The 24,394-nt window shown below is 57.7% G+C and carries 22 protein-coding genes; 10 read left to right on the top strand and 12 right to left on the bottom strand.

Translation table 11 applies throughout. The features are described from left to right. Positions 1 to 120: 120 nt before the first annotated feature. The gene (gene mutY, locus DPF_RS10960; RefSeq protein WP_069859685.1) at positions 121 to 1,257 is read right to left on the bottom strand and encodes an A/G-specific adenine glycosylase; all 1,137 of its coding nucleotides are present in this window, start codon (positions 1,255 to 1,257) and stop codon (positions 121 to 123) included. A gap of 293 nt (positions 1,258 to 1,550) precedes the next feature. Between mutY and DPF_RS10955 the strand changes: the two genes are divergently transcribed. Then, positions 1,551 to 2,321: a YkgJ family cysteine cluster protein gene (locus tag DPF_RS10955; protein WP_069859684.1), complete on the top strand. Its 771-nt coding sequence runs from the start codon at positions 1,551 to 1,553 to the stop codon at positions 2,319 to 2,321. A gap of 52 nt (positions 2,322 to 2,373) precedes the next feature. On the opposite strand, the gene DPF_RS10950 is transcribed toward DPF_RS10955, so the two are convergent. The 10 genes from DPF_RS10950 to DPF_RS10905 form a co-directional block, all read right to left on the bottom strand. Then, on the bottom strand, positions 2,374 to 3,279 hold the full coding sequence (locus tag DPF_RS10950; RefSeq protein ID WP_069859683.1) for a F0F1 ATP synthase subunit gamma: 906 nt from the start codon (positions 3,277 to 3,279) through the stop codon (positions 2,374 to 2,376). 10 nt (positions 3,280 to 3,289) lie between these two features. Then, positions 3,290 to 4,837, bottom strand: coding sequence for an alternate F1F0 ATPase, F1 subunit alpha (locus tag DPF_RS10945; RefSeq protein ID WP_069859682.1), 1,548 nt, complete (start codon positions 4,835 to 4,837; stop codon positions 3,290 to 3,292). Then, positions 4,834 to 5,583: a F0F1 ATP synthase subunit B family protein gene (locus DPF_RS10940; RefSeq protein WP_069859681.1), complete on the bottom strand. Its 750-nt coding sequence runs from the start codon at positions 5,581 to 5,583 to the stop codon at positions 4,834 to 4,836. The genes DPF_RS10945 and DPF_RS10940 overlap by 4 nt, the downstream gene beginning before the upstream one ends. Before the next feature lie 209 nt (positions 5,584 to 5,792). Next, positions 5,793 to 6,068, bottom strand: coding sequence for a F0F1 ATP synthase subunit C (locus tag DPF_RS10935; RefSeq protein WP_069859680.1), 276 nt, complete (start codon positions 6,066 to 6,068; stop codon positions 5,793 to 5,795). Between the two features lie 20 nt (positions 6,069 to 6,088). After that, a complete protein-coding gene (locus DPF_RS10930; RefSeq protein ID WP_069859679.1) occupies positions 6,089 to 6,829 on the bottom strand; it encodes a F0F1 ATP synthase subunit A in 741 nt (246 codons plus the stop codon). After that, entirely contained in the window at positions 6,826 to 7,113 is a 288-nt protein-coding gene (locus tag DPF_RS14125) for an ATP synthase subunit I (protein WP_069859678.1), read from the bottom strand. The genes DPF_RS10930 and DPF_RS14125 overlap by 4 nt, the downstream gene beginning before the upstream one ends. Beyond that, positions 7,110 to 7,439, bottom strand: a complete 330-nt coding sequence (locus tag DPF_RS10920; protein ID WP_069859816.1) for an AtpZ/AtpI family protein — start codon at positions 7,437 to 7,439, stop codon at positions 7,110 to 7,112. Before DPF_RS10920 ends, DPF_RS14125 begins: the two co-directional genes overlap by 4 nt. Positions 7,440 to 7,527: 88 nt before the next feature. Further along, positions 7,528 to 7,911 carry a F0F1 ATP synthase subunit epsilon gene (locus DPF_RS10915; protein ID WP_069859815.1) on the bottom strand — a complete coding sequence of 128 codons (384 nt, stop codon included), beginning with the start codon at positions 7,909 to 7,911 and terminating at the stop codon, positions 7,528 to 7,530. 125 nt (positions 7,912 to 8,036) lie between these two features. Next, positions 8,037 to 9,404 carry a F0F1 ATP synthase subunit beta gene (gene atpD / locus DPF_RS10910; RefSeq protein ID WP_069859677.1) on the bottom strand — a complete coding sequence of 456 codons (1,368 nt, stop codon included), beginning with the start codon at positions 9,402 to 9,404 and terminating at the stop codon, positions 8,037 to 8,039. Between the two features lie 201 nt (positions 9,405 to 9,605). Next, a complete protein-coding gene (locus tag DPF_RS10905) occupies positions 9,606 to 10,475 on the bottom strand; it encodes a universal stress protein (RefSeq protein WP_069859676.1) in 870 nt (289 codons plus the stop codon). 411 nt (positions 10,476 to 10,886) lie between these two features. Between DPF_RS10905 and DPF_RS10900 the strand changes: the two genes are divergently transcribed. After that, on the top strand, positions 10,887 to 12,224 hold the full coding sequence (locus DPF_RS10900; RefSeq protein ID WP_069859814.1) for a UDP-glucose dehydrogenase family protein: 1,338 nt from the start codon (positions 10,887 to 10,889) through the stop codon (positions 12,222 to 12,224). An 86-nt stretch (positions 12,225 to 12,310) separates the two neighbouring features. Here the strand turns inward: DPF_RS10900 and DPF_RS10895 are convergent, their stop codons facing one another. Further along, positions 12,311 to 12,529, bottom strand: a complete 219-nt coding sequence (locus DPF_RS10895) for a hypothetical protein (RefSeq protein WP_069859675.1) — start codon at positions 12,527 to 12,529, stop codon at positions 12,311 to 12,313. Between the two features lie 202 nt (positions 12,530 to 12,731). Between DPF_RS10895 and DPF_RS10890 the strand changes: the two genes are divergently transcribed. The 8 genes from DPF_RS10890 (at position 12,732) to glyS (ending at position 24,178) form a co-directional block, all read left to right on the top strand. After that, positions 12,732 to 13,205 carry a chemotaxis protein CheW gene (locus DPF_RS10890; RefSeq protein WP_069859674.1) on the top strand — a complete coding sequence of 158 codons (474 nt, stop codon included), beginning with the start codon at positions 12,732 to 12,734 and terminating at the stop codon, positions 13,203 to 13,205. 352 nt (positions 13,206 to 13,557) lie between these two features. Then, on the top strand, positions 13,558 to 17,019 hold the full coding sequence (gene mfd, locus DPF_RS10885; RefSeq protein WP_231702171.1) for a transcription-repair coupling factor: 3,462 nt from the start codon (positions 13,558 to 13,560) through the stop codon (positions 17,017 to 17,019). Further along, the gene (locus tag DPF_RS10880) at positions 17,016 to 18,011 is read left to right on the top strand and encodes a peptidylprolyl isomerase (protein WP_069859673.1); all 996 of its coding nucleotides are present in this window, start codon (positions 17,016 to 17,018) and stop codon (positions 18,009 to 18,011) included. The genes mfd and DPF_RS10880 overlap by 4 nt, the downstream gene beginning before the upstream one ends. 82 nt (positions 18,012 to 18,093) lie before the next feature. Beyond that, positions 18,094 to 19,059: a SurA N-terminal domain-containing protein gene (locus tag DPF_RS10875; RefSeq protein WP_176724244.1), complete on the top strand. Its 966-nt coding sequence runs from the start codon at positions 18,094 to 18,096 to the stop codon at positions 19,057 to 19,059. 188 nt (positions 19,060 to 19,247) lie between these two features. Further along, positions 19,248 to 20,285, top strand: coding sequence for a helix-turn-helix domain-containing protein (locus tag DPF_RS10870; RefSeq protein WP_083254656.1), 1,038 nt, complete (start codon positions 19,248 to 19,250; stop codon positions 20,283 to 20,285). Between the two features lie 52 nt (positions 20,286 to 20,337). Continuing rightward, entirely contained in the window at positions 20,338 to 21,084 is a 747-nt protein-coding gene (gene recO, locus DPF_RS10865) for a DNA repair protein RecO (protein ID WP_069859812.1), read from the top strand. A 100-nt stretch (positions 21,085 to 21,184) separates the two neighbouring features. Then, complete coding sequence (locus tag DPF_RS10860; RefSeq protein ID WP_069859670.1) at positions 21,185 to 22,060, top strand: glycine--tRNA ligase subunit alpha; 876 nt, start codon at positions 21,185 to 21,187, stop codon at positions 22,058 to 22,060. 27 nt (positions 22,061 to 22,087) lie between these two features. After that, a complete protein-coding gene (gene glyS, locus DPF_RS10855; RefSeq protein WP_069859669.1) occupies positions 22,088 to 24,178 on the top strand; it encodes a glycine--tRNA ligase subunit beta in 2,091 nt (696 codons plus the stop codon). Positions 24,179 to 24,394: the final 216 nt, after the last annotated feature.

Here is a 24,394-nt window from a genome sequence, read left to right as displayed (position 1 = left end):
CACCCCGTGTGGTTGTCCGTGCCTGAAAGGTAGCGTGAATTGTGGCAAAGGTCCATGAAATTGTCCATATGGCGTGCCTGTCGGGACCTGCCATTTCTCCAATGTTCCATGGCAAGGGCGTTATGGGGCGATGTCCGGCCCCTGTTCGGGTATGGGAACGGATCCGCTTCCGGGGTGCAGACCGTGCTGGCTGCTGCCAAAAAGCAGGCGGATCAGCTTTCTGTGACTGGTGGGAAAGGCCAGCTGGTTCAGCGTGTCCGGACGGACCCACCTGTACTCCAGAGCCGTGTGCAGAACCGGATGGACGGGGGGATTGGTGGAGCAGCAAAAGGCGTGCAGGGTGATCCTGTATCGGGTGTAGCTGTGTTTGATCTCGGCCACCTTGCGGCCGGGTATGACCGACAACCGGGTTTGCCGGAAAAATTCCCTGGCAACCGCTGTTTCAAGGGGTTCCCCCGGAATAACCTTTCCACCGGGAAACTCCCACAGGTTGGCCCACACGGCATTGTCAGGTCGTTTCTGGATAAAGACCTGACCCTGGTGGACAAGCACCCCGGCAACCATGGTCAGGGGAATGGTTGTGGGGGGCTTTGGCGTGACCGGACGTTCAAGCATGTTCCCCTTTTCCAGGGACGCGCACAGGGATTGCAGGGGGCATTGTATGCATACAGGAGATTTTTTGCAGACCAGAGCGCCAAGTTCCATGATGGCCTGGTTGAAATCCCTGGCCCGTGAGGCAGGCAGAAGACGGGCCGCCTGGGCAGTGATGAACGAGCGGGTCTCCCTGGCGGTGATCAGGGTATCGACATCAAAGATCCGTGCCAGAACCCGGGATACATTGGCGTCAACAACAGGGACGGGTTTTTCAAAGGCAATGCTGGCAATGGCGGCAGCCGTGTAGGGACCAATGCCGGGCAGGGCGGCCAGTTCGTCGGGCTGTCGGGGAAAGACGCCGTTGTGGTCGGCAACAATGATCCTGGCCGTCTTGTGCAGGTTTCTGGCTCTTCTGTAATACCCGAGACCTTCCCATGCACGCAGGATTTCATCCTCGTGGGCCAAGGCCACGCTGCGGATGTCCGGGAAGCGTGCCATCCACCGGTTGAAGTATTCCACGCCCCTTTCCATCTGGGTCTGCTGGAGCATGATTTCGGAGATCCAGACCTTGTACGGGGCGTAGTCCCTCCGCCAGGGAAGGTCCCGGCGGTGGGTGGCAAACCAGTCGAGCAGGGCGTTTTGAAACAAATGCGCGAAGTCCATGGGGCACCCATCCGGGAAAACCGTTCAAAAGGCAAGCCCCGGACACGGGGGGCATCATGCAACAGGTGCCCTGCTGCCGGGCCTTTTCAAGGCAGACGCGGGGTATGTCGAATTTTTTTTGGGGGATATTTCTTGTATGCGGTCGGGAATCCACGTAGATCTTATCCGTTTGTGCTCTGTTCACGGCTTGCCCCCTTTTCCACGTTGGTGTGGATTGGCAGGACAGGTTCCCTGCGGAAGAGCTGATCTGAAACCTTTGCGGACGGCAACAAGCCGCCTCAAGGATACATACCATGTCTACCAATGATCGTACGGATGCCTTTCTGGACCAACACTCGCAGCTGCAACCCCTTGATCCCTTTACCTTCAGTTGTCACCCCGGGGTGTGCTGTTTCAATGCCTGCTGCAGCAGACTGCGTCTCATTCTGACCCCTTATGATGTCTACAGACTGCATTGCTCCCTGCACCTTCCTTCCGACCAGGTTCTGCACGAGTATGCGGATTTGCACATTGCCCCGGACACGGGCCTGCCCTGTTTTCATCTCCGGATGCTTGAAGACGAAAAGGGATCGTGTCCCTTTCTTGGGGAAAAGGGGTGTTCGGTCTACACCAACCGCCCCGGGGCCTGCCGGGCCTATCCCCTGGGCCGGGCGGCCCGGATTGATACTGACGGGCACAAGGAGGAACGGTTTTTCTTTATCCGGGAAAACCATTGCAAGGGATTTGGGGAACACCAGACTTGGACCCCGACCACATGGATGGCCAATCAGGGACTCATCCCATACAACGCCAGTAATGACAGGTACATGAGTCTCATGACCAGGCAGCAAAACGCCGCAGTCAGGATCACTCCCCAAAAGCTGGGCATGGTCCTCATGGCCCTGTACAATGTGGACGGATTCCAGGATTTCATCTCCCGCATGTCCCTGCTGGATCGTCTGGACATGACCTCTGCACGCAAGCAGGCCATTTTGCACGAAGAAGAACAAACCCTGGCGTTTGGATTTGATTGGGTGGAAATGATCCTTTTCGGATCCAGCAGCAACATCCGGCCCCTGCATTGATTGATGGGTCCATGGACGCGGGGTTCATGACCGGATGCTGTCTGTACGCGTGTTACTGGCGGGACGTTTTGGGCATCTCTTCCCGGGGATGGTGCTGTTTGCGGATGGTTGCAAAGCCCACGATGATGTCCAGGAGCTCTTCGGTGATCCGGTTCTGGCGTTCCCTGTGATAGTGGCTGGTCAGTTCGCCCAGAAGTTCCTCAATGTTTCTTTCGGCCGCCTGCATGGCGGCCAAACGGGCGCTGTTTTCCGCCACCATGGATTCGGCCATGATCCGGTGGAGGGAAGCAAACAGGTACTGGCTGCTGAACCGGGAAAGGAGCACGTCCAGTTCCACGGTAGTCAGGGGGATCTGTCTGGAAGGCCATTTTCTGTGGGCCAGCTGCTCGTACCAGGTCTGGTCCATGGGCAGCAGTCGGGTTGTGGTGGTCTTGAATCCCGTGGGATGGACAGGCTTGTTATGCACGATGACAATGGTGCGGATGCCCTGTTCCTGCTGCCAGCGATCCATGACGGCCAGGATTTCCTGGGCCCTTGTGGTGATGCCCCGTATCTGGGTCGGCAGGGAAAACGCGTGATACACCCTGCCGGCAAGGTCGTGAACCAACCGTTCTCCCACGGTGAGCACGCTCATGTTCTGTTCCTGCTGCCTGGCGTGTTCCCAGTGGGTGCGCGTGGCCTCGGTCACCTGTTCATTGAACGATCCGCACATGCCCTGGTCGGATCCGAACAGAATATAGCCGCGGGTATCCCGCCCCTGCAGCCTGCTGCCGGCCGGACGTTTGGGGACCCGGGCAAGCACGGCCTGCAATCCGGTTTCCACTGTTGCAAAATACTCCTGCAGGGACGCCAGTGCGGTCTCGTACTGGCGCATGTTCACCGCAGCCAGGGCCTTCATGGTCTTGACCAGGGAAAAGAGTTCGCCTGCGCTGTGGATCTTTTTTTTCAATGCTTCCATGGCAGGTCCGTCATGTTGTTGGCAGGTCCGGAGGCTGGATGCCGAGGTGCTCGGCCATGCGGGCGAGCAGGGTCCCCTGCTGGTCGCTGGAAAGGGGGGTGTTGTCCTGGATGGCAGCGCTGATTTCGGGAAGCTGGGGCATGAATTCCCTGATGCGTGTTTCCATGGCCGGGATGTCTTCCAGGGGCACGGTGTCGAGAAGATTGCCGGACACGGCCAGAAGCACGGCTATCTGTTCGGCACTGCTCAACGGAGAGAACGGTTTCTGCTTGAGTACTTCCCTGACCCTGCGGCCGTGTTCAATGGTTGCCATGGTGGCGTCATCCAGTCTGGTTCCGAATCGGGAAAAGGCCTCCAGCTCCTCGAATTGGGAGTAGGAAAGCCGGAGCTGCCCGGCAACCGAGCGAAATGCCGGATACTGGGTCTTGCCCCCGACCCGGGACACGGATTTGCCCACGTCCACGGCAGGGAGAACCCCTTTCTGAAACAGGTCCGGCGAGAGGTAGATCTGGCCGTCGGTAATGGAAATGAGGTTGGTGGGGATGTAGGCGGAAATGTTCTGGGCCTCGGTTTCAATGATGGGCAGGCCCGTCAGGGAACCGCCTCCATACTCCTTGCGCAGATGGGTTGAACGTTCCAGAAGCCGGGAATGAACATAGAATATGTCTCCGGGAAAGGCCTCGCGTCCGGGCGGGCGTTCCAAAAGCAGGGACAGTTCCCGGTAGGCCTGGGCGTGTCGGGTCAGATCGTCGTACACAATGAGCACGTCATGTCCCTGTTCCATGAAATGTTCGGCAATGGACGTGGCTGCGTACGGGGCAATGAATTGCAGCCCCGGGGGATCGTCACCGTCGACCACCACCACGGTGGTGTACTCCATGGCTCCGTGTTCGCGCAGGTCGTGAATGACCGTGGCCGTACCTGCTGCCCGCTGGCCAATGGCGCAATACACGCACAGGACATCCTTGTCCTTCTGGTTGATGATGGTGTCCACGGCAATGGATGTTTTGCCGGTCTGGCGGTCGCCGAGGATGAGTTCGCGCTGTCCCCGGCCGATGGGGATGAGGGCGTCCACGGACTTGATGCCGGTTTCCAGGGGCGTGGTCACCGGATCCCGGTGCATGATGGGGGGTGCTTCCCGCTCAATGGGCAGCCGGTCGGTGGTGACAACCGGTCCCAGGTCGTCCAGGGGAAATCCTGTCGGGGCAATGACCCGGCCCAGCAGTTCGTTGCCCACGGGAACATCCACCACCCGGCGGGTGCGTCTGACTTCCTGGCCCGCTCCGAGATGGCCGTAATCTCCCAGAAGAACCACTCCTGCACCGTCCTTGTCCACATTCAGGGCCATACCGTAGAGATCGCCGGGAAAAACGAGCAGCTCTTCGGAACGGACGCCCGACAGTCCCGTGACCATGGCCACACCGCGGCCAACCGTGGTCACGCGGCCCACCTCCCTGGGATCAAGGGTGGGCCGGGCCGCCTCAAGGGCCTTGTTCACGCTGTCGCGCGTTGTCTGGATGCTCGTCTGAAAATGGGTGTCATAGTTGTCTGGTGTCACGATTCCTGCTCCAGAAGACCGGTTTTCAGATCCTCGAGATAGCGGTGGATGGTCCAGTCCAAACGGTGGCCGTTGCCGCTCAGGGAAACCCCGGCCAGAAGTCCGGGATCAAGGTGAGACACGATCCTGCCGCTGAACCCGAAGTCCCTGTCCAGGATGGCGCGCAGCCGGTTGGTGGTTTCCCCTGTCAGCTCAAAGGGCGTGCTCACGGTCAGGGTGTCCTGGCCGGTAAAGAGGTTGGGGAAGCGGTCCTTGTGGGCTCCGGGATCCTGTTCGAGCATGTCCAGAAAATGGGCAACCATGGATGCGTGCAGGGAGATGCCCGCCAGATCGTGCAGGGCCGTGTTGGCCACAGTGAAAAGCTGGGTGGCCATTTCCTGTTGCAGCGTTTCGATCCGGCGGCGTTTTTCCCGTTCAAAGGATTGGATAAAGGCGTGCTCCCTGGCCCTGACCGCGGCCTTGACCGAGGCGGTGAGCTCTTTTTCCAGGGTTGCTGCCCGGGTTTTGATCTCCTGGAGCATCCGGGCTTCCTCGTCCTTGAGTCGGGCGTTGCGGGCCTTGATGTCCGCAAGATGCTGTTCGGCTTTTTCCTTGGCCTTTTGGGCTTCGTCCAGTTCCCTGGCCAGGCGTTCCTCCCGTTGGGCCATGGCCCGGGTGATGGGACGAAACAAAAAGCGTTTCAGGATCAGGACCAGGATCAGGAAATTGAGCACCTGGACGAAAACGGTAAAGGGATCAATGAGCACGGTTCATCCTTGGTTGCGATGCACAAAGCTGCTTGGGCCCCGGGGTTCATGTCCTGCCTGGCATGGAATGGCAGGCAGGTTTGGTGAGACCCTGCTGCAGGGGCGTTCGTGTTTGGGGAAGGGAAAATCCTGCACGCCTCCGGGCCTGATCATGGCCGGAAACAACCGGGCGTGATGGCGCTCACCTGGCTGCGTGCGCTGCCCGGCCCCTACTTCACCTGGGAAAGCAGGTAATTCCAGAAGGGGTTGGCAAAAAGCAGAATCATGGAGACCACAAAGCAATAGATGGCCGTGGATTCCACCATGGCCATGCCCACGAACAGGATGCGGGTGATGGTGTTGCCTTCGTCGGGTTGCTGGGCCAGGGAAGCCAGGGCCTGGGCCAGTGCCCGGCCTTCGCCAATGGCTGAGCCGATGGAACCGATGGCGATACACAGGCCCGATGCCAGGGCCGAGGCCATGCCTATCAGTGCAAGATCACTCATGGGGACTCCGAAAAAGATGGTTACAGGTGGTGTTTCAGTTCCTGGTTGTCAGTTTGTGTGTTTGGGGTTGTTTGAGGTTGCGGGTTGGACGTGGATTGCTGGGTTTCCATGCCCGAGGCAATGTACACAATGGCCAGGACAGCAAAGATATAGGCCTGGATCACCCCGGTGAGCAGCCCCAGAAGCTGCATGAGGACCGGAAAGACCAGCGGGATGACCAGAAGTAGAATCGCCCCGATCATGGTGCCGCTCATCATGTTGCCAAAAAGACGGACCGCCAGGGCCAGGGTCCGGGAAAGCTCGCCGATGATGTTGAAGGGGAGCATGACCCAGGTGGGATGGAGATAGTTGGACAGGTAGTTGCCAATGCCCACCTGGGAGATTCCGAACCACGGCACGGCCACGAACACGCACAGGGCCAGGGCCGCCGTGGTGGACAGCGACCCTGTGGGCGCGGTGTATCCCGGAATGACCGAGAGGATGTTGGCCGTGGCCACGAACAGAAAAATGGAACCGGCGAAAACCAGAATGGCATCCACCTTGTGGTGGGTGGTGTCTTCAATGATCTCGCGCACGAAAACAACAATGACTTCCAGGCCGCTGCGCCAGAAGGAAGCGGGTTTGCCCCGGGCAATGCGTTGGCCCGTCCACCCGGCAAGCACCCCCAGAAGGGCCATGACGATCCATGTGCCCACCATGGTCTCGTTGACCTTGATGAACCCGTATTGCCAGAAGATGGTCAGATCCGGGGTGATGTTCATGTTCTCTTCCTTTTCATGCCTGCCTGCTGTCTGGTGATCAGCAGGGTGCGGATGACCAGAAAACCGATCATGGCTGCTGCCCAGCGTTCCCACTGGTCACGGCATACGAAAACCATGGTGGCAACCGTGATGGTCTGGCGCACAACAAAGCTTGTCCAGACCAGGATCTTGGGACGGGCACAACCGGGAATCCGCCTGACCGTCCACAACAGCCCCCCGAAAAAGAACAGTCCGGTTGCAAGCCCGGCGAGCAGGGCCCGGGTGATGTCTGGCCACGGGTTCATTTCTGGTCGTCCTTGGTTTGGGATCGTGCCTGATTGTGCTGCTGGATTTCCCGCTGCTGCCTGGAAATCCAGACCCAGGCATTGCCGCAACCGGCCATGATCCCCAGGGTCAGGAGGATGAGGGTCCATGAATACCGGCTGGGGAAGGTCTTGTCGATCCATATGCCCAGGGCGATGCCTGCCACCGTGGGGATGACCACGCTCCACCCCACAATGCCAAAGGTTCCCAGTCCGAACCATACCGGGGGATCGGGATGCTTGAGGGAGGCGAGCCGCTTTTGCTCCTTGCGGGCGATTTCCTTGCGAAACGGGGAGTGGATGTTCATGGTCTTGTCCCTGCAAGGCCCAGGGAACGTCTGTTTTCGTCCCTGCTGCATTGTCTGGTGCGCATATCCTGCACGGGTTGGGTGTGCCTCATTGTTCCATGTTCAGAAACTGGCGAATAAAGCCGGCCTCAAGTCGGGCCACGGCAGAACGGGCCGTGCGTTCCTTGTCGTCGAGCACGCTGAATTCTTCGTCAACGGTCCGCTCCAGAACGCCCAGGCTCGGGCCGATAACCGCGTTGCCAACAGCCATGTTCACCTTGTCCATGCATTTGACCAGCACCCCATGGTCCACGCCCATGTGGATGGCCGTGCCTGTGGTGTCCGTGACAGAGACAATGCCCGGGACCAGAGAGGTCACAAAATCCTGATGCCGGGGAAGGATGCAGAAGCAGCCGTTGTCCCCCTCGGCCGTGATCTTGATCACCTGGCGGTCGAAAAAGATCTCTGTGGGCAGAAAGATTCTCAGATGCATGGCAGGCTGATTCCTGGTTTGCAGTGTTTGGGGCTCCATGGGTGCACGGGTACAGGACCGGATTGAGGACATCCTGCCGGGGTCCGGCCCGGAACGCCGGGAACAGCCGGAGACGCTCCCTGTTCCTACGCCTCATCTATGGTGCCGATCATGTACAAATCCTTTTCCGGACGGTCGGAGAAGTCGCCGTTTAAAATGCGTTCACACCCTTCAAGGGCTTCCTCAATGCTCACCTGTTTGCCGGCGCGCCCGGTAAAATGCTCTGTGGTGAAAAAGGGCTGGGTCAGGAACCGTTCCAGCCGTCTTGCCTGAAACACGGTGGCCTGATCCTGCTTGGAAAGCTCTTCAAGGCCGAGCATGGCGATAATGTCCTTGAGCTCCTCGTATGTGGCCAGGGTCTTTCGGATGGCCTGGGCAATGTCGTAGTGCCGCTGGCCCACAATGCCCGGAGTGAGCATCTTGGAATTGGATTGCAGGGGGTCAATGGCCGGAAAGAGTCCCTGACTGGCCCGCTTGCGGGACAGGACAATGGAAGCGGAAAGGTGACCAAAGATGTGCACGGCCGAGGGATCGGTAAAATCGTCAGCCGGCACGTACACCGCCTGGATGGAGGTGATGGCCGCATCCCTGGTGCTGCTGATGCGTTCTTCAAGGCCTGCCAGTTCCGTTCCCATGGTGGGCTGGTAGCCCAGGCGTGAAGGGATCTGCCCCATGAGTCCGGATATTTCCGAACCGGCCTGGATGAAGCGGAAGATGTTGTCCATGAGCAGGAGCACGTCCTGTTTTTCCGTGTCCCGGAAGTGTTCGGCCATGGTCATGGCCGTGTGTCCCACCCTGAACCTGGCGCCGGGCGGCTCGTTCATCTGGCCGAAAACCATGACCGTGTTGTCCAGAACCCCGGCGTCCTTCATTTCCCTGTACAATTCCTCGCCTTCCCGGCACCGCTCGCCAATACCGCAGAAAATGCTGACCCCTTCGTGCCGGCCCACCATGTTGTGGATCAGTTCGGTGATGACCACGGTCTTGCCCACACCGGCGCCACCAAACAGCCCGGCCTTGCCACCCCGTTCCAGGGGAACCAGGACATCGATCCCCTTGATGCCCGTCTCAAAGATCTGGTTGCCTGTTGTGCGTTGCGCCAGGGCAATGGGTTTGTTGTGGATGCTGGCCATTTTGCTGCCTGATATCTCGGGCAGCCCGTCAATGCACCGGCCAAAGACATTGAGCATCCTCGAGCGTGTTTCCCTGCCCACGGGCACACGCAATGGTTCGCCCGTGGTTACCACCTGCTGGCCAATGGCCAGTCCCTGAGTCGGTGTCAGGGAGATGGTTCTGGCCACGCGTTCGTTCACGTGGGTGCTCACCTCGAGAATCACTTCCGGTTTCCCCCTGGTGGTGGCAATGGACCACAGGGGCGGAAGGAGGTCGGGAAACATGAGGTCCACAATGCTTCCCCTGATGGAGATGACAGTGCCAATGGTTTCTTCAGACATGGTAAATAAGTACGCAGTACACAGTACGCAGTGCGCAGAGTTTGAGTACACAGAACGCAGTGCGCAGTGCTCAGTTTATAATGCATCATTAATTGTTTTTATTGCCAATTTTACGTAATGTTACTGCCATATATGTGACTATATATGATGTATGATATTGGTCTTTTTCTGCGCACTGAGTACTGCGTACTGTGTACTTTTTTATCTACTGACAATCAATGTCACTTTCCGAAGGGACTTGAAAATGGCCATGCACACGGAGCCCATGAAAATGCTTTTCAGATATTTCTGGCCGGCTCCGGTGGTGCCCATGGCAATGGCCGCGTAGTTGTTGGCCAGGGCGTGGTTCAAAATGGCCTGGGGAACATTGCCGCAGCGGTCCACCTTTTCGTGGATTTTTTCCGGGGGGAACCCCGCGGCAATGAGGGCGGTTCGGGCCGCATCAAACGAAACATCGATTTTTTGCTGATCCTTGTCGCACACATGGAACAGGGTCACCTCGTGGCGGTCCGATTCGGCAAGCATGAATCCCACATGGTCGGCCACGCGCAGACTCTCTTCGGACCCATCGGCGCACAGGAGCACGTTTTTGCGTCCTGCTTCGGGCTCCTTGCAGATCCACAGGGGAAAATCGATCTCTTCACGCAGGATGTGCTTGCTGATGCTGTCATCCACCAGCTCCTCAAACATGGACAACCCACGGCGTCCCAAAAGCACGGCATCATAGTACCCTTTTTCCGCTTCCTGGATGATGTCCATGGCCGTGCCGTAATGCTTGAGCTGCAATTTGGTCTCGATCTTGTCGGGGGGAAACCCGTTGTCAATGAGCAGTTTTTTGGCCACGGCCAGGGCCTGATTGCCCTTGCGCTTGTAGGTTGCCGCCAGGGTGTCGGCCTCGTTGATGTTGCTCAAGGCGTCCCGGGTGAGATCAACGTTCATGTGGGGATTGGGAGCAACATAAAAAAGGGTCAGCCGGGTGTTGGTGTCCCCTTTGAGAAAATAGTTCACGAAACGGGAGGCGTGCTGGTGTGTGTGATAGGCGTTGACCGTGAGCAAGAGGTGTCGTTCCATGGTTGTCTCCTTGATCCCTGTCTACATTTTCTGGTTTTCATGGCATGAATACTCGAAAGTTTTCCCTAAAGTAAAGGGAAAATAAACAGGATATGGCCAAACAGGCAGTGGACCTGCCAGGAGCAATCCCCTGCCGGGCAGGTTGGATCAACAGGGATGAGGCCTTGTGTTTTCGGTCCGGGCAAGGGCCAAGCCCCCTGTTTCATGGGCATTATAAATCTTCTGCAGGTCGTGGGGGATGGTTTTGCAGAAATCCCTGCAAAGACTTGCAAGGGGCGTGGCTTGTCTGATAGCCCCTGCGGATCAAAAGTTGCAGAACAGCCCGGCGTACCATGACAACAAGGAGAGCTGCCGGTGCTGAAAACCATGACGTCATCCGGGCCACATCTTGATCGAGGAGTGAATCATACCATGAATATCTGTATTGTGGGTACGGGATATGTTGGTCTCGTATCTGCCGCATGTTTTGCGGAAATGGGAAACAATGTCTGTTGCGTGGATGTCAACCCCAGGGTTGTTGAAAAACTCCGTTCCGGGGAGGTGCATATTTTTGAACCGGGACTGGAGGAGCTGGTGACCCGCAATTATGCCGAAGGCCGGCTGCAGTTCACCACGGAACTGGAAGAAGGGCTGGAAGATGCCCTGTTCGTGTTCATCTGTGTGGGCACGCCTCCCCGTGAGGATGGCTCGGCCGATTTGTCCTATGTCTTTCAGGTGGCCGCTACCGTGGGGCAGAAGATGAAGGGCTACAAAATCGTGGTGGACAAATCCACGGTTCCTGTGGGCACGGCCGACAAGGTCAGGGAGATCATCTCCGAGGAATTGCACAAGCGCGGCGCATCCTTTGAGTTCGATGTGGTCTCCAATCCCGAATTTCTCAAGGAAGGGGATGCCATCAATGATTTCATGAAGCCCGACCGGGTCATTGTGGGCACGGACAACGTCAGGACGGCCGAGCTGCTCAAGACCCTGTACGGACCCTTTGCCCGCAGCCGGGACAAGCTCATTGTCATGGGCGTGCGCAGTGCGGAAATGACCAAGTATGCGGCCAACTGCATGCTGGCCACCAAGATTTCGTTCATCAACGAAGTGGCCAATATCTGTGAACGGGTAGGGGCTGATGTGCGCGACGTACGCAGGGGCATTGGATCGGATCACCGTATCGGGTATCAGTTCATCTATCCCGGTGTGGGATATGGCGGATCCTGTTTTCCCAAGGACGTCAAGGCCCTGGTGGGCACGGCCGGTGAATATGATTACGAACCCCAGCTGCTCAAGGCCGTGGATGATGTCAACAATCGGCAGAAAACCGTGCTGGCCAAGAAGATCCGCAACTATTTTGCCAACCAGGGCGGGGTGCAGGGCAAGACCCTGGCCCTGTGGGGACTGGCGTTCAAGGCCAATACCGACGATGTGAGAGAGGCCTCGTCCCTGGAGATGATCCGGGAATTGACGGCCCAGGGCATGCGCATCAGGGCCTTTGATCCGGTGGCGGGTACCAGAGCTGCGGCCGAGCTCGGGGACAACCCGCTTGTTGCCATTGTTGCTGACGAGTACGAGGCCGTAAAGGGTGCCGATGCCCTGGCCGTGGTCACCGAGTGGAACCAGTTCCGCAATCCGGATTTTGATCGCATCAAGAGATCCCTGGCCGCGCCGCTCATCTTTGACGGCAGAAATTTGTACTCGCCGTCCCTCATGGCCGGTCTGGGGTTTGCCTATTTTTGCATTGGGCGGCCTGATCCCGACTAGGCCGTTGGAATCCTCAGTTGCATAGGCATAAAAAAATCCCGGAATATCCGGGATTTTTTTATGTCGTAACGTTCACGTAAAAGGGCTCAAAGGGCCTTTCTGGGCTGCCGGTATCGGCGAAGCTGGAGTTCCTGGAGGATGACCTGCTCGTATACAGTGGTGCGGACCTGATCCATGGGTTCGCCTTCCATGAAGGTGTCCACGAATTGGGTTTGCTCCCAGCAATCGAGAAGTTCGTCGTTGCCCAGGGTTTTTACTTCGTCCCGGAAATCGGGTTCCGGGTTAAAAGGAAGGGATTGTGCCATAAATCAGGATGCCTCCGCAAAATAAATGTCATGATGTGTTCAAAAGTATGACCCAAGAGGGCTCCTTTGGCAATAGATTTTCCCCGGGAACAAACGGTTCATTCGGTTTGGACCGCTTTATTGCGTGTTGCTTAAAACCTGTTTTACTTCTATAGGCAGACGGATTGCCGTAAGTAATGAGCTTAAACAGGAGGTAAACTCCATGGCAGAAGACGTGCGAAAGGACGAGGAACTCCTTCAACTGGTCACTTTCAGCATCGGGGAGGAGGAATTCGGGGTCGAGATTCTCAAGGTCCAGGAAATCATCAGGATGCTTGAAATCACCCGGGTTCCCAAGGCGCCTGATTTTGTGGAAGGGGTCATCAATCTGCGAGGCAAGGTCATTCCGGTCATTGACCTGAGGCTTCGTTTCGGACTGCAGACCAAGGGACACGACAAGAAAACCCGGATCATTGTCATTGAGATCAATCAGATGATCGTGGGCTTTGTGGTTGATTCCGTTTCCGAAGTCCTCAGAATCCCGGCCAGCACCATTGAGCCGCCGCCGCCCGTGATTTCCGGCCTTGATTCCGAATACATAAGTGGCGTGGGCAAACTTGATGACCGATTGCTGATCATGCTTGACCTCAACCGTCTGCTTTCCAGGGAAGAGAAATCCGCTCTTGGCGATGTCTGACCGGTACAACCGCAAGGAGGGCAGGGGGCATTGATTTGCTCCCGGTCTTTGCTGACTGGTGAATCCATGTTTCCCCTGCTGTCCTGGCGGTTGCAGGCGTTGTGAGTCGCTGGTTTGCCAGAACACTTCCATGGGCCTTGGACGGCACGGGATGGTTCCCTGGCGTCCGGGTCCGGATCATGCCCTGGTGAATGCCATTTTGGATGATGCGTAGCCAAGGATCCCGAAACAGGGAACCGCGCATCTTTTTGAGTTTTTCCTGCCCATTGCTTTGCATCTGAAGGCCGTCGTGCAATAATTCATGGCGGCCCATGTCTGTTTGTTTGCTTTTCCAACCTTTTTGTATTCCATCGTGTCCATACTATCCATACTCAACGAGATTCTCGACCCTTCGGGCATCCACCGGGTCTACAAGAGCGGACCGGCCAGCCAGGTCTTCATGGCCCAGGAACTGATCGCCCGTGGAAAGACCGTGGTCATCCTGTTGGCCTCGGCAGCGGAAATGCCTTTGTACAAGGCCCTTATCCGTCTGTTTGCGCCTTCTGAGGACCAGGATGCCTTTTGGGAGCGGCAGTGGATCACCTTTCCGCCGATAACGCCCGGCAAGGAGCAGCGCCGATTGTGGGGCGAACGGTGGTCCGGGCTCTTTTCCCTGACCCAGGGGGGGCGTGGCCGGGGGATTCTCTTGCCCCTGGAAAATCTTCTGCCCAAGTGGCCGGCACCACGTGTGGTCGAGGAGCAGTACCTCCATCTTGTACCTGGCGAGGATCATGCGCCCGAGCCCTTGCTGGAAAAGCTTGTGGAACGGGGATACACGCGCGTGTCCATGGTTTCCAAGGTTGGCGAGATGGCCCTGCGAGGCGATATCCTCGACATTGCCTGTCCGGGATACGACTTTCCCGTGCGCATGGAATTTTTTGGCGACACCCTGGAAAGCCTGCGTCTGTTCGAACCCCTTTCCCAGCGGTCCCAAAGGGAGCTGGAGCAGGTAGTGCTTCTCCCCTGCACCCCGGCGGTACAGGATTTTGCCTATCGTCAGGATACCCTGGAAAAGTGGGAGGATCTCAAGAATTCCGGTGAACTGCCCGCCCAGGCATTCAATGAACTGGTGGCTTCCCTGGAGACCAATGACCTCCACATCCCGCCGGGACTGTACTACAAGAATCCCGTGGGCATCGGCCATTGGCTGGGCCAGGACACCGTGTTTCTTGTCACCGGGGCCACGGATGCCCGGTCCCGTCTGGAAGAGCACGCCTGGGCCTGGAAGGATTATCTGGAACAGTCCGGCCATGCCTGGCCCCTGCCTTCCATCCTCCAGACCATGGGTCAGGCCAGGCAGACCTGGCTCGAACACCACCATGTTCTGTTTGAATCCCTGGTCATGGGCAAACGGGAAAAGGGGCTTGAACTGCTTGAGGAGCCCATTCACTCCTTTGATGAAATCTTCTGGGAGCCTGAAAAGCGCAAGCGTCCCCTGAAAAGCCTGGTTGAGGGCCTTGGCCAGTGGAAACGGACGTATCGGCAGGTGCTGGTGTGCTTTCATTCCGCGCATTCCCGCAAGCGGTTTCTGTCCTTTGCCCACCAGGAAGGTCTTGCTTTTCATCTGGACTATGACCCCGGCGAAAAGGGGCTTTTTGCCTTGGTTGCTCCCCTGACCAGGGGGATGAAGCTTGTCTGGTGCGATATCCTTGTGCTGGCCGAAGACGTGCTCCAGCCCAGGGAAACCAAACGGATTACCCCGGGCAAGGGCAAGGATTTCAAGGGGCTGACCAGTTTTGACGAGATTTCGCCCGAGGATTTTCTGGTGCACAGGGATTACGGGCTGGCCCGGTTCGGCGGACTGGTACACATGCAGGCCGGTGCCGTGGCCAATGACTATCTGGTTCTGCTCTATGCCAATGACGACAAGCTCTATCTTCCTGTTGACCGCATGGGCATGGTCCAGAAGTACAAGGGGCCTGAAGGCCGTTCCGTGGCCCTGGATCGCCTTGGCGGGACAGGATGGAAAAAGAGCAAGGCCCGGGTTCGCAAGGCCATTGAAAAGATCGCCCGGGATCTGGTGGAGATGTATGCCCTGCGTACGGTGACCAAGGGGTATTCCTATGGTCCCCGGCCGGAAATCTACTGGGAGTTCGAGGCCAGTTTCGGGTTCGAGGAAACCAGGGACCAGGAACAGGCCATTCGGGACGTCATCAGGGACATGGAGAGTTCCAAACCCATGGACCGGCTTGTCTGCGGGGATGTGGGTTTCGGCAAGACCGAGGTGGCCCTGCGCGCCGCCTTCAGGGCCGTGGTTGACGGCAAGCAGGTGGCCCTGCTCTGTCCCACAACCGTGCTGGCCGAACAGCACTATCAGAATTTTCGCCAGCGTATGGAGGATTTTTCCGTGCGCGTGGCCATGCTTTCACGGTTTGTTCCCAAACAGACCCAGAAACTTGTTGTCCAGGCAGCGGCCCGCGGTGAAGTGGACATCCTCATTGGCACGCACCGGTTGCTGTCCAAGGACATTTCCCTGCCCCACCTGTCCCTGCTCATTCTTGATGAAGAGCAGCGGTTCGGAGTCAAGCACAAGGAACGCCTCAAGAGCCTGAAACAGAATATCGACGTCTTGACCCTCACGGCAACGCCCATCCCCAGAACCCTGCAGCTCTCTCTGTCCGGAATACGCGGGTTGAGCGTCATCGAGACCCCGCCCCTGGAACGCAAGCCGGTCAAGACGGCACTCATGGAACGGGAAACCCCGGAACTGCGGGCCATTCTCGAGCGTGAGCTAGGCCGGATGGGCCAGGTTTTCTGGGTCTACAACCGGGTTCAGGGGCTCGAACGGGTGCGTGACTATGTCCAGTCGTTGGTGCCCGAGGCACGGGTGGCCACGGCCCATGGCCAGATGCCGGCCAGCGAGTTGGAAGAGACCATGCACAGGTTCTGGCACAGGGAGCTTGATGTACTGGTGTGCACCTCCATCATTGAATCCGGTCTGGATTTCCCCAAGGCCAATACCCTGATCGTGGACCAGGCCCAGCTGTTCGGACTTGGGCAGCTTTATCAGCTGCGTGGTCGGGTGGGGCGTTCCCGGGAACAGGCCTATGCCTATTTTGTCATTCCCTCCCTGGAGGATCTGCAGGAACAGGCCCGCAAGCGGCTCAAGGTCATTCTGGACATGGACTATCTCGGGGCCGGATTCCAGGTGGCCATGGAGGATCTCCGCCTGCGGGGAGCCGGGAACATTTTGGGCGAGGTCCAGTCGGGAACCATCGGCAAGGTCGGTCTGGACATGTTTCTGGACATCCTGGAAGAGGAGGTCCAGCGCCTCAAGGGCGAGCCCGTGGCCGAGGTCAGGGAGCCCGAACTGCACATGGGCGTGCCCGCGCACATTCCCGAGGGGTTCATTGTCGATGCCTCGGAACGGCTGCACTATTACCGGGTGCTCTCCATGTGCGTGCGCACCCATGAAATCGATGACATCATACAGGAAATCAGGGACCGTTTCGGCCCCATACCTCCTGCCCTGGAAACCTTTGCGGAAATCCTGAAGCTCAAGTTCACCATCAGGGAGCTGGGGGCCGTACAGGCCGATATTTATGCCAACAAGATCGTTATCAGCTGGGACGCGAATGATCCCCGCATCGATCCCCTCAAACTGGTGGGCTGGGTGAGCGCCAACAAGGAGCTGGCCCGCCTGATCCCTCCGGGAAAATTGGAGTTGCGCTGTGAGGACAATCCATCTATTGCCCTTTCCATGCGTCAATTAAAGCAACGTTTGGAAGAAGTGCATACGTCACTTGTCATGACGGACGAGGAGGCTTCTTCATGATCCCTCGTTCGCGCGTCCTGTCTTTTCCCGGCAGTTCCCTGGTGACCGGGGTCCTGCTTGCCCTGTCGGTTGTGGTGCTTGCCGGGTGTTCTTCGGAGCCCGCGCCCACCGGCATTGTGGCCAGGGTGAATGGTGAGCCCATTTTCTTTTCCCAGGTTCGGGCCGCCCACGATCTCCACTATATGACATGGTCCTCGAACAATGAATTCGATGTCCGTTCCCTGCAACACGAATACGGGACGGTTCTGGCCGATCTCATTTTGCAGCGGTTGATCGCCCAGACTCTCAAGGCCGAGCATCTGGCCGTGAGCGATGAGGATGTGGCCCGAGAGGAAGCCCGAATTCGAGGCGATTATCCGGATGATGCCGCATTCGAACAGACCCTGATCGAAGAGTACATTGATCAGGACCAATGGCGGGATCGGCTGCGTTCTCGTCTGAACATGCAGACCTTTGTCAGCAGGTTCCTGCGCCCAAGGGTAACGGTAACCTACGAAGACGCTCTTGCTTATTATAAGGACCATGGCGCGGAATTCGTGACTCCGGAACGTTTTGTGTTCACGGTTTTCAAAGGCACGGATCGCGATGTCGTGCGCCATGCCGTGACTTCATACCGCAAGGACAGCAATGGAACCAGGAACAATCCTCCCCAAGGGGTGAGTATCCATGAAATGGATGCCTTTGAGCAGGCCCTGGCAAAATCCTGGTATGACAGTCTTTCGCAACTCGCACCGGGTGAGGTTGGCAGGCCCATTGTGAGTCAGAACGTGGTGACCATGCTGTTGTTGCACCGCCGGGTACCCCGGTCGTTTCTTTCGCCTTCGGCAGCCTATCCTCTGGTGGAGCAGCAATTGGTGGCGCAGGGTCTGCAGGACGCTTTTGCCAGGTGGATGCAGAATGTTCTTGCCACGGCCAACATAGAGATCACCGGGCTGTTGCGTGCAAACGCCTCGGGAACCCCTTTGGAGTCGGAAGACTCCGAAGAAGAATAGATCCCGGCCCTGGTGCATTACCAAACGGGTTTTGGACCGGATGACAGGGTCACCCATAATCATGACGCAAGGATACTTTGGTATGAGAAGTCGTTTTCAGCAATATTTGCAAGGGGTATGTCAGTGTTGTGTGGGGCTTGTGCTCTGCCTAGTGGTTTGGAGCTCTGCGGCCCATGCCGACGAACTGGTTGATCGCATTGTGGCGGTTGTCAACGGGGAGATCATCACTCTCTTTGAGGTCAATCAGCAGATTCAGGGGTATCTCAGACAGTTTGAGGGAAGAACCATGACCGGGGAGGAAAAAAAGGCCCTGGACGTGTTGCGCAAGAAGGTTCTCAACCAGATGGTTAATGATCTGCTTTTGGAGGCTGAGGCCGAGCGGTTGCAGATGACGGTTTCGGATGTGGAGATCAAGAATCAGGTGGAAGCCTTCAAGCGGCAGCATGGTATGAACGAAGAGGTCTTTCTCAACCAGCTCAAGCTGCAGGGGATGACCCGCAAGGATTATGAGAACACGGTCAAAAAGGATATCATGCGTCAACGTCTCATCGGGGCCATGGTTCGCCGCAAGGTCGTGGTCACCGAGGACGAGATGCGCGCCTATTATGAAGAGCACAAGCGTGACTTTTCCCGGGACAAGAAGGTGGAGCTTTCCCTGATCATTGTGGATCCGGGCTTTGACATCCAGGATTTGCGCCAGCGTTTGATCAACGGGGAGATATCCTTTGCCCAGGCGGCGGAACGCTATTCCATTGGTCCCGGAGCCAAACAGGGCGGTGAAATCGGTGTGGTGCGCTGGGCCGATGTGCGCGAGTCCTGGAAAGAGGTCTTGCAGGGGCTGGGCAAAGGGGATACCTCAAAGCCTTTCGACCTGAACGGCAATCAGGCCCTGCTGCACATTGTGGATCTGGTTCCCGGTGAAGTGGAGCCTTTTGAGAACGTCAAGGCCAAGATCAGGGAAACCCTGTACCGCCCGCGCATTGAAAAACGGTACAGGGAATACATGGAAAATCTCAGAAGCAAGGCGGTTGTGGATATCCGCATGTGAGACCGGCCTTGCACGGTGTATATGTTCAGTTTGAAGTTTAAGGTTTCAGACTGTTGGGTTCTTAATAAAACCATGGAATCCCATGATGTTTGATGTTCCGGCGATCAGGGGGCGTTTGCAGTCGAAGCATGGAGCAGGGCGCAACAGGCATAATCGCAACTATTAAGTAGAGGCTGGGGGGCAGTAGCATGACAATGCAGGAATTGGGCGAAATGTTCCGGTCCGCCCGGGAGAATGCAGGGCTGAGTCTGGACCAGGTCAATGAAAAGACCAAAATCAGTTTGTATGTCCTGGAGTCTCTGGAACGAGGTGAAGGCGCTAGGTTGCCCCATCCCGTATATACCAAGGGATTTATTCGCAGTTATGCCAAGCTGCTCGGGCTGGACACGGACATGGTGGTCCAGGAATACTTGGCAGCTGTGGGCCCCCTGGATGACCTTGAAATCGAAACCGGACACCCCGAACTCAATGTGCGCAGGCGTCGTGGTGGCAAGGGCGGCAACGTGTGGCTGTTTATTCTGGCCATGGCCGTGCTGGCCGCAGCGGCATGGATGGTTGTTTCCTATGTCTCCCGCGAGATAGAACCTGTTTCCCCGGTGGTCATGGAAGACAACAATACGGCATCGGTCGACCCAGAAGTCGATACCCAGGATGACGGTTTGCCCATCGGGGAAACCACGGAACAGGAAACATCCTCGTCTGAACAGGCCCTTGCCGCAACAGGTGCTGCAGCAGAAGCTCCCCAGGGGACCCTGGTTTCCGGGCAGGATGATTCCCGGGAGCCGGAAGAGCAGCCAGCCGGGGTCCCGGATGCCTCCCGGACCGATGAGACGACATCTGAAGGCCTGAACAAGGACGCTGTCGACCAGACTGGTGCGCAGGCGACCACAAACACTTCCCCGATTATTGCCGATCTTGAATCCGGTTCTGCAGCTGACACCAAGGCTTCAGACGTTGCCCCGAATGCGCCTAGGGAGCACATGTTGCGCATCGAGGCGACCCACGACTGCTGGATACGGGTGGTTGCCGATGCTGATACGGCTCCCAATAAGACCGTGCGTCTACTCAAACCAGGGCAGGTGGTGTATGTATCCTTTGATCAGAACGTGGACCTGCGCCTGGGCAATGCCGGCGGGGTCCGTTTGTTCGTGGATGATACACCCTATGCGTTTGAGGCTGTTCTTGGTGGCGTGAAAACCCTGGAGATCACGGCTCCTGCCAACTAGGCCTCATGCCGGGCCGGGAGGTTTCACCACCCCCTTGCCTGCCGGTGATTTCATGGAGTTCACGGAAAAGGTTGTCATATTTCGGGTTGGAACCTTTCGGGAGAATGATTGCTGGGTCCGGTTCCTGTCCCCGTCCCGAGGCATTGTCACCGGATTCGCCTTTGGCGGTCGCAAGAGCAAGCGGCGGTTCTGCGGCTGCCTGGACCACCTCAACCAGGTGCTCTTCCGGGTCAGTTCGGGCAAGCGCAATCAGTATTTGAGCCTTGAAGAGGGAACCCTTCTTCAAGGCTTTGCAGGTTTGAAAAAAGACCCGCTCAAGGTGGGCATGGTGGGAAACTGCCTGCGGTTTCTGGAGGCCGTGCACACGGGAGAGGCCGGTTCTGCCGAAGCCTGCGATCTGGTCTTGTCCATGCTTGGCGGGTTTGATGGTCTTGCCGGACCGCCTTCCCCCTTTTTCCCGATCATCTTCCGCATTGCCCTGGCCTTTGGGCAGGGATACGATCTTGATGTTGTGCATTGTGCGTCCTGCAAGGCTGTTTTACAGGAACATGCCTGGGCAGGGTGCGCCATTGAAGAGGGGGTTTTCCTGTGTCCGTCATGCACGGGAAAGGCTGGCTACATCCGGCTTTCCTGGCAGGCATTGGCCGTGTTGCACCATCTTCGGACAACCGAGATCGGCAAATGGGTCGACTGGGTGCCTGGCACGTCCCTGCAGCGCTCGTTGTATACCTTTGCGGATCGGTATATCCGCTATCATCTGGGGGTTGCCGACGAGGAAAACCGGGTCGTGAGGTGCTAGGTGAGGTGGAAGATGCGTCCCGGGCAGGTCTGACGGCACCAGGATGGTTGTCCTTGTCCGGATTGTTGTTTCAAACGTTGGATGTTCAATGGAGAACAGGATGAATTTTCAGGATGTCATTTTCAATTTGCAAACATTCTGGGCTGATTACGGGTGCGTGATCCAGCAGCCCTATGATATTGAGACCGGTGCCGGAACCTTCAATCCGGCCACCTTTTTCCGGGTGCTGGGCCCGGAACCGTGGAAAGCCGCCTATGTGGAGCCTTCCAGACGTCCCACTGACGGACGTTACGGCGAGAATCCCAACCGGATGCAGCATTTCTACCAGTTTCAGGTGGTGCTGAAGCCTGCCCCGGCCAATGTGCAGGATCTCTACCTTCAGAGCCTTGGCGTGCTGGGTATTGATGCCCACAAGCACGATATCCGGTTTGTGGAAGACGACTGGGAATCCCCCACCCTTGGGGCCTGGGGCCTGGGCTGGGAGGTCTGGCTCAACGGCATGGAAATCAGCCAGTTCACCTATTTCCAGCAGGTGGGCGGTCTGGAGCTGGAACCCATCACCGTGGAACTGACCTATGGCATGGAACGGTTGTGCATGTACCTGCAGGAAAAGGAATCCGTGTACGATATCATGTGGAACGACACCGTGACCTACGGGGATGTGTACCACCAGAACGAGGTGGAACAGTCCCGGTACAATTTTGACGAGAGTGATCAGGATATGCTCTTTGCCCTGTTCGAGGCCAGCGAAAAGGAAAGTCGCCGGGTCTGCGAACTCGGTCTGGCCCTGCCTGCCTATGATCATTGCCTCAAGTGTTCCCACGTCTTCAATCTTCTGGATGCCAGGGGGGCCATATCCATTACCGAGCGTGCCAACTACATCGCCCGGGTCAGAAAACTGGCCGCTGCCATTGCCCGGGTCTATACCCGGACCCGTGAGGACATGGGGCACCCCCTGCTCAGGCATTACGCATAATTTTTGAACGAACGAGGTTTACGAGATATGGCCCATTTTGTTTTGGAAATCGGCACGGAAGAAATGCCGGCCAGGTTCCTGCCCCTTTTGGACAAGGCCCTGCACGAGGGATTTGCCGAGCGCCTGACCGAGGCCAAACTGGCCCATGGTTCCATCACCACCCTTTCCACGCCCCGCAGGCTGGTGCTCACGTGTACGGACATGGCCGAGGTGCAGGAGAAGGAAGAGATCGTGGTCACGGGTCCCCCGGCCCGCATCGCCTTTGATGATCAGGGCCAGCCCACCAAGGCCGGCCTGGGGTTTGCCCGGTCCCAGAAGGTGGACTTGAAGGACGTGTTTGTCACGGATACGGGCAAGGGCGAATACCTGGCCGTCAACAAGGTGGTGGGCGGCGAACCTGCCGCGCGCATACTCGGGGAAATCTGTCAGGACCTGATCGCCCATCTTCCCTTTCCCAAGAAGATGCACTGGGAAGGGTCCAGGTTCGGGTTCGGTCGTCCCCTGCGCTGGCTGCTGGCCCTGCTGGACAGGGAGATCGTGCCCTTTTCCCTGGCCGGTCTTACGTCCGGCAACACCACCCACGGTCACCGCGTTTTGGGACCCGGCCCTTTTGTGGTCGAGGATGCCCAGGCCTATGAACAGGTGATTCACGACCAGGGCAGGGTGGTTCTTGCCCATGAAGACCGCGTGAACATGATTGTTGCCCGGGGTGATGAGCTGGCCCGGGAAATAGGGGGGAGCATTGCCTGGAACAAGGGGCTCATCCACCATGTGGCCAATCTGGTGGAATACCCCGTGCCCGTGCTCGGTCATTTTGACGAGACCTATCTGGAGCTGCCCGCCGAGGTTCTGCTGACAAGCATGGAAGTGCATCAGAAAAGTTTCGGGGTTCATGGGTCCGACGGACGTCTGCTTCCCCGTTTTCTCACCGTGATCAACCTGGAGCCCAATTCCGTGGACGTGGTCAGAAAAGGGTGGGAGCGTGTGCTCAAGGCCCGGCTCGAAGACGCCATGTTTTTCTGGAAGGCCGATGCGGACACGCCGTTTGACACCTGGCTGGACAAGCTGGAACAGGTCACCTTTCTGGGACCCCTTGGCTCCATGGGGGACAAGTCCCGCAGACTGGCCCGGCTGGCCGGGATCATGGCCGCGGATTTCGCGCCCGAACATGTCCAGGATCTGCAGCGGGCCGGCAGGCTGGCCAAGGCAGACCTTGTTTCGGAAATGGTCTACGAGTTTGACGACCTTCAGGGCATCATGGGCGGCATTTATGCCGCCAAAAAGGGAGAAACCCCGGTGGTTGCCGAGGCCCTGGCCGAGCAGTACCTTCCCAGCGGCCAGGACAGCCCGTGTCCTGAAACCCTTGGCGGGGCCATCCTGGCCCTGGCCGACAAGCTGGATACCCTTGCCGGATGTTTTGGTATCGGCAAGATTCCCACCGGGGCTGCCGACCCTTTTGCCCTGCGCCGGTGCACCCTGGGTGTCTGCCGCATCATTCTGGAACACGGCCTGAGAACGGATATTGCCAGGCTCCTGCAGCAGGCCCTGGAAGGGTATGAAGGGGTGGACTGGAAAACACCTCCTGCCCAAACCCTGGATCTGCTCATGGATTTTTTTGCCCAGCGGCTGCGCAATTTCTGGGGAGGCCAGGGATATCCCACCCGCGTGGTGGATGCGGCCATCCATGCCGGCATCAACGATCTGGTGGCCCTGGAAAAACGCATCAAGGCCCTGGCCGCCTTTGCCCGAGAAAAGGATTTTGATCAGGCTGTCCTGACCTTCAAGCGGGCCGACAACATCATCCGCAAACAGGGTGAGGAATCCGGGGTGACCTTTACCGGCCGGGTTGATCCCGATCTGCTGGTGGAGGATGCGGAAAAACAGCTTCATGCCCATCTGGAAGCAACCCGCCAGACATGGGACGAGTTGTGGAGCAGGGACGACTTTGCCGGTCTGCTCAACGAGCTGTGGACCCTGCGGCCGGTTGTGGACGGGTTTTTCGATACCGTCATGGTCATGTGCGATGACGTTGACCTGCGATCCAACCGGCTGAACATGCTCCATGAACTGGTTCGCCGCCTCAGCCGTCTGGCTGACTTTTCCGCCTTGCAGGTGTAGGGCTCAAAGCGCAGGATAGTGTGGGAGAGGAACAGGGGCCGGAAAACGCGGGCAGGGCAGAACAACCCGGCGTATTGTCTTCTGGTTCCAGGCTTGTTTCCTCTTCCTTGGCAAAAATCTGCTTGACAAGGAACCGGCCTCTTGCCTAGATACTCCTTTTTCCAAGCAGGTGGTGTACATTCCGGGACCGGGTCAACCCGGTTACTTCAATATAGT

The organism is Desulfoplanes formicivorans (genome assembly GCF_001748225.1).
In the GTDB taxonomy this organism is placed as follows: domain Bacteria; phylum Desulfobacterota; class Desulfovibrionia; order Desulfovibrionales; family Desulfomicrobiaceae; genus Desulfoplanes; species Desulfoplanes formicivorans.
Note: the sequence above shows the minus strand (reverse complement) of the source record. Positions and strands in the feature narration are given on the sequence as shown.

Bases quoted from the DNA above. Each gene is read 5' to 3' on its own strand.
- DPF_RS10895 (WP_069859675.1), bottom strand. From the start codon at position 12,529: ATGGCACAATCCCTTCCTTTTAACCCGGAACCCGATTTCCGGGACGAA.
- DPF_RS10890 (WP_069859674.1), top strand. From the start codon at position 12,732: ATGGCAGAAGACGTGCGAAAGGACGAGGAACTCCTTCAACTGGTCACT.
- recO (WP_069859812.1), top strand. From the start codon at position 20,338: ATGGAGTTCACGGAAAAGGTTGTCATATTTCGGGTTGGAACCTTTCGG.
- DPF_RS10930 (WP_069859679.1), bottom strand. From the start codon at position 6,829: ATGAACATCACCCCGGATCTGACCATCTTCTGGCAATACGGGTTCATC.
- DPF_RS10880 (WP_069859673.1), top strand. From the start codon at position 17,016: ATGATCCCTCGTTCGCGCGTCCTGTCTTTTCCCGGCAGTTCCCTGGTG.
- DPF_RS10935 (WP_069859680.1), bottom strand. From the start codon at position 6,068: ATGAGTGATCTTGCACTGATAGGCATGGCCTCGGCCCTGGCATCGGGC.
- DPF_RS10920 (WP_069859816.1), bottom strand. From the start codon at position 7,439: ATGAACATCCACTCCCCGTTTCGCAAGGAAATCGCCCGCAAGGAGCAA.
- DPF_RS10915 (WP_069859815.1), bottom strand. From the start codon at position 7,911: ATGCATCTGAGAATCTTTCTGCCCACAGAGATCTTTTTCGACCGCCAG.
- atpD (WP_069859677.1), bottom strand. From the start codon at position 9,404: ATGTCTGAAGAAACCATTGGCACTGTCATCTCCATCAGGGGAAGCATT.
- DPF_RS10950 (WP_069859683.1), bottom strand. From the start codon at position 3,279: ATGGAAGCATTGAAAAAAAAGATCCACAGCGCAGGCGAACTCTTTTCC.
- DPF_RS10905 (WP_069859676.1), bottom strand. From the start codon at position 10,475: ATGGAACGACACCTCTTGCTCACGGTCAACGCCTATCACACACACCAG.
- glyS (WP_069859669.1), top strand. From the start codon at position 22,088: ATGGCCCATTTTGTTTTGGAAATCGGCACGGAAGAAATGCCGGCCAGG.
- DPF_RS14125 (WP_069859678.1), bottom strand. From the start codon at position 7,113: ATGAACCCGTGGCCAGACATCACCCGGGCCCTGCTCGCCGGGCTTGCA.
- DPF_RS10860 (WP_069859670.1), top strand. From the start codon at position 21,185: ATGAATTTTCAGGATGTCATTTTCAATTTGCAAACATTCTGGGCTGAT.
- DPF_RS10900 (WP_069859814.1), top strand. From the start codon at position 10,887: ATGAATATCTGTATTGTGGGTACGGGATATGTTGGTCTCGTATCTGCC.
- DPF_RS10870 (WP_083254656.1), top strand. From the start codon at position 19,248: ATGACAATGCAGGAATTGGGCGAAATGTTCCGGTCCGCCCGGGAGAAT.
- mutY (WP_069859685.1), bottom strand. From the start codon at position 1,257: ATGGACTTCGCGCATTTGTTTCAAAACGCCCTGCTCGACTGGTTTGCC.
- DPF_RS10875 (WP_176724244.1), top strand. From the start codon at position 18,094: ATGAGAAGTCGTTTTCAGCAATATTTGCAAGGGGTATGTCAGTGTTGT.
- DPF_RS10955 (WP_069859684.1), top strand. From the start codon at position 1,551: ATGTCTACCAATGATCGTACGGATGCCTTTCTGGACCAACACTCGCAG.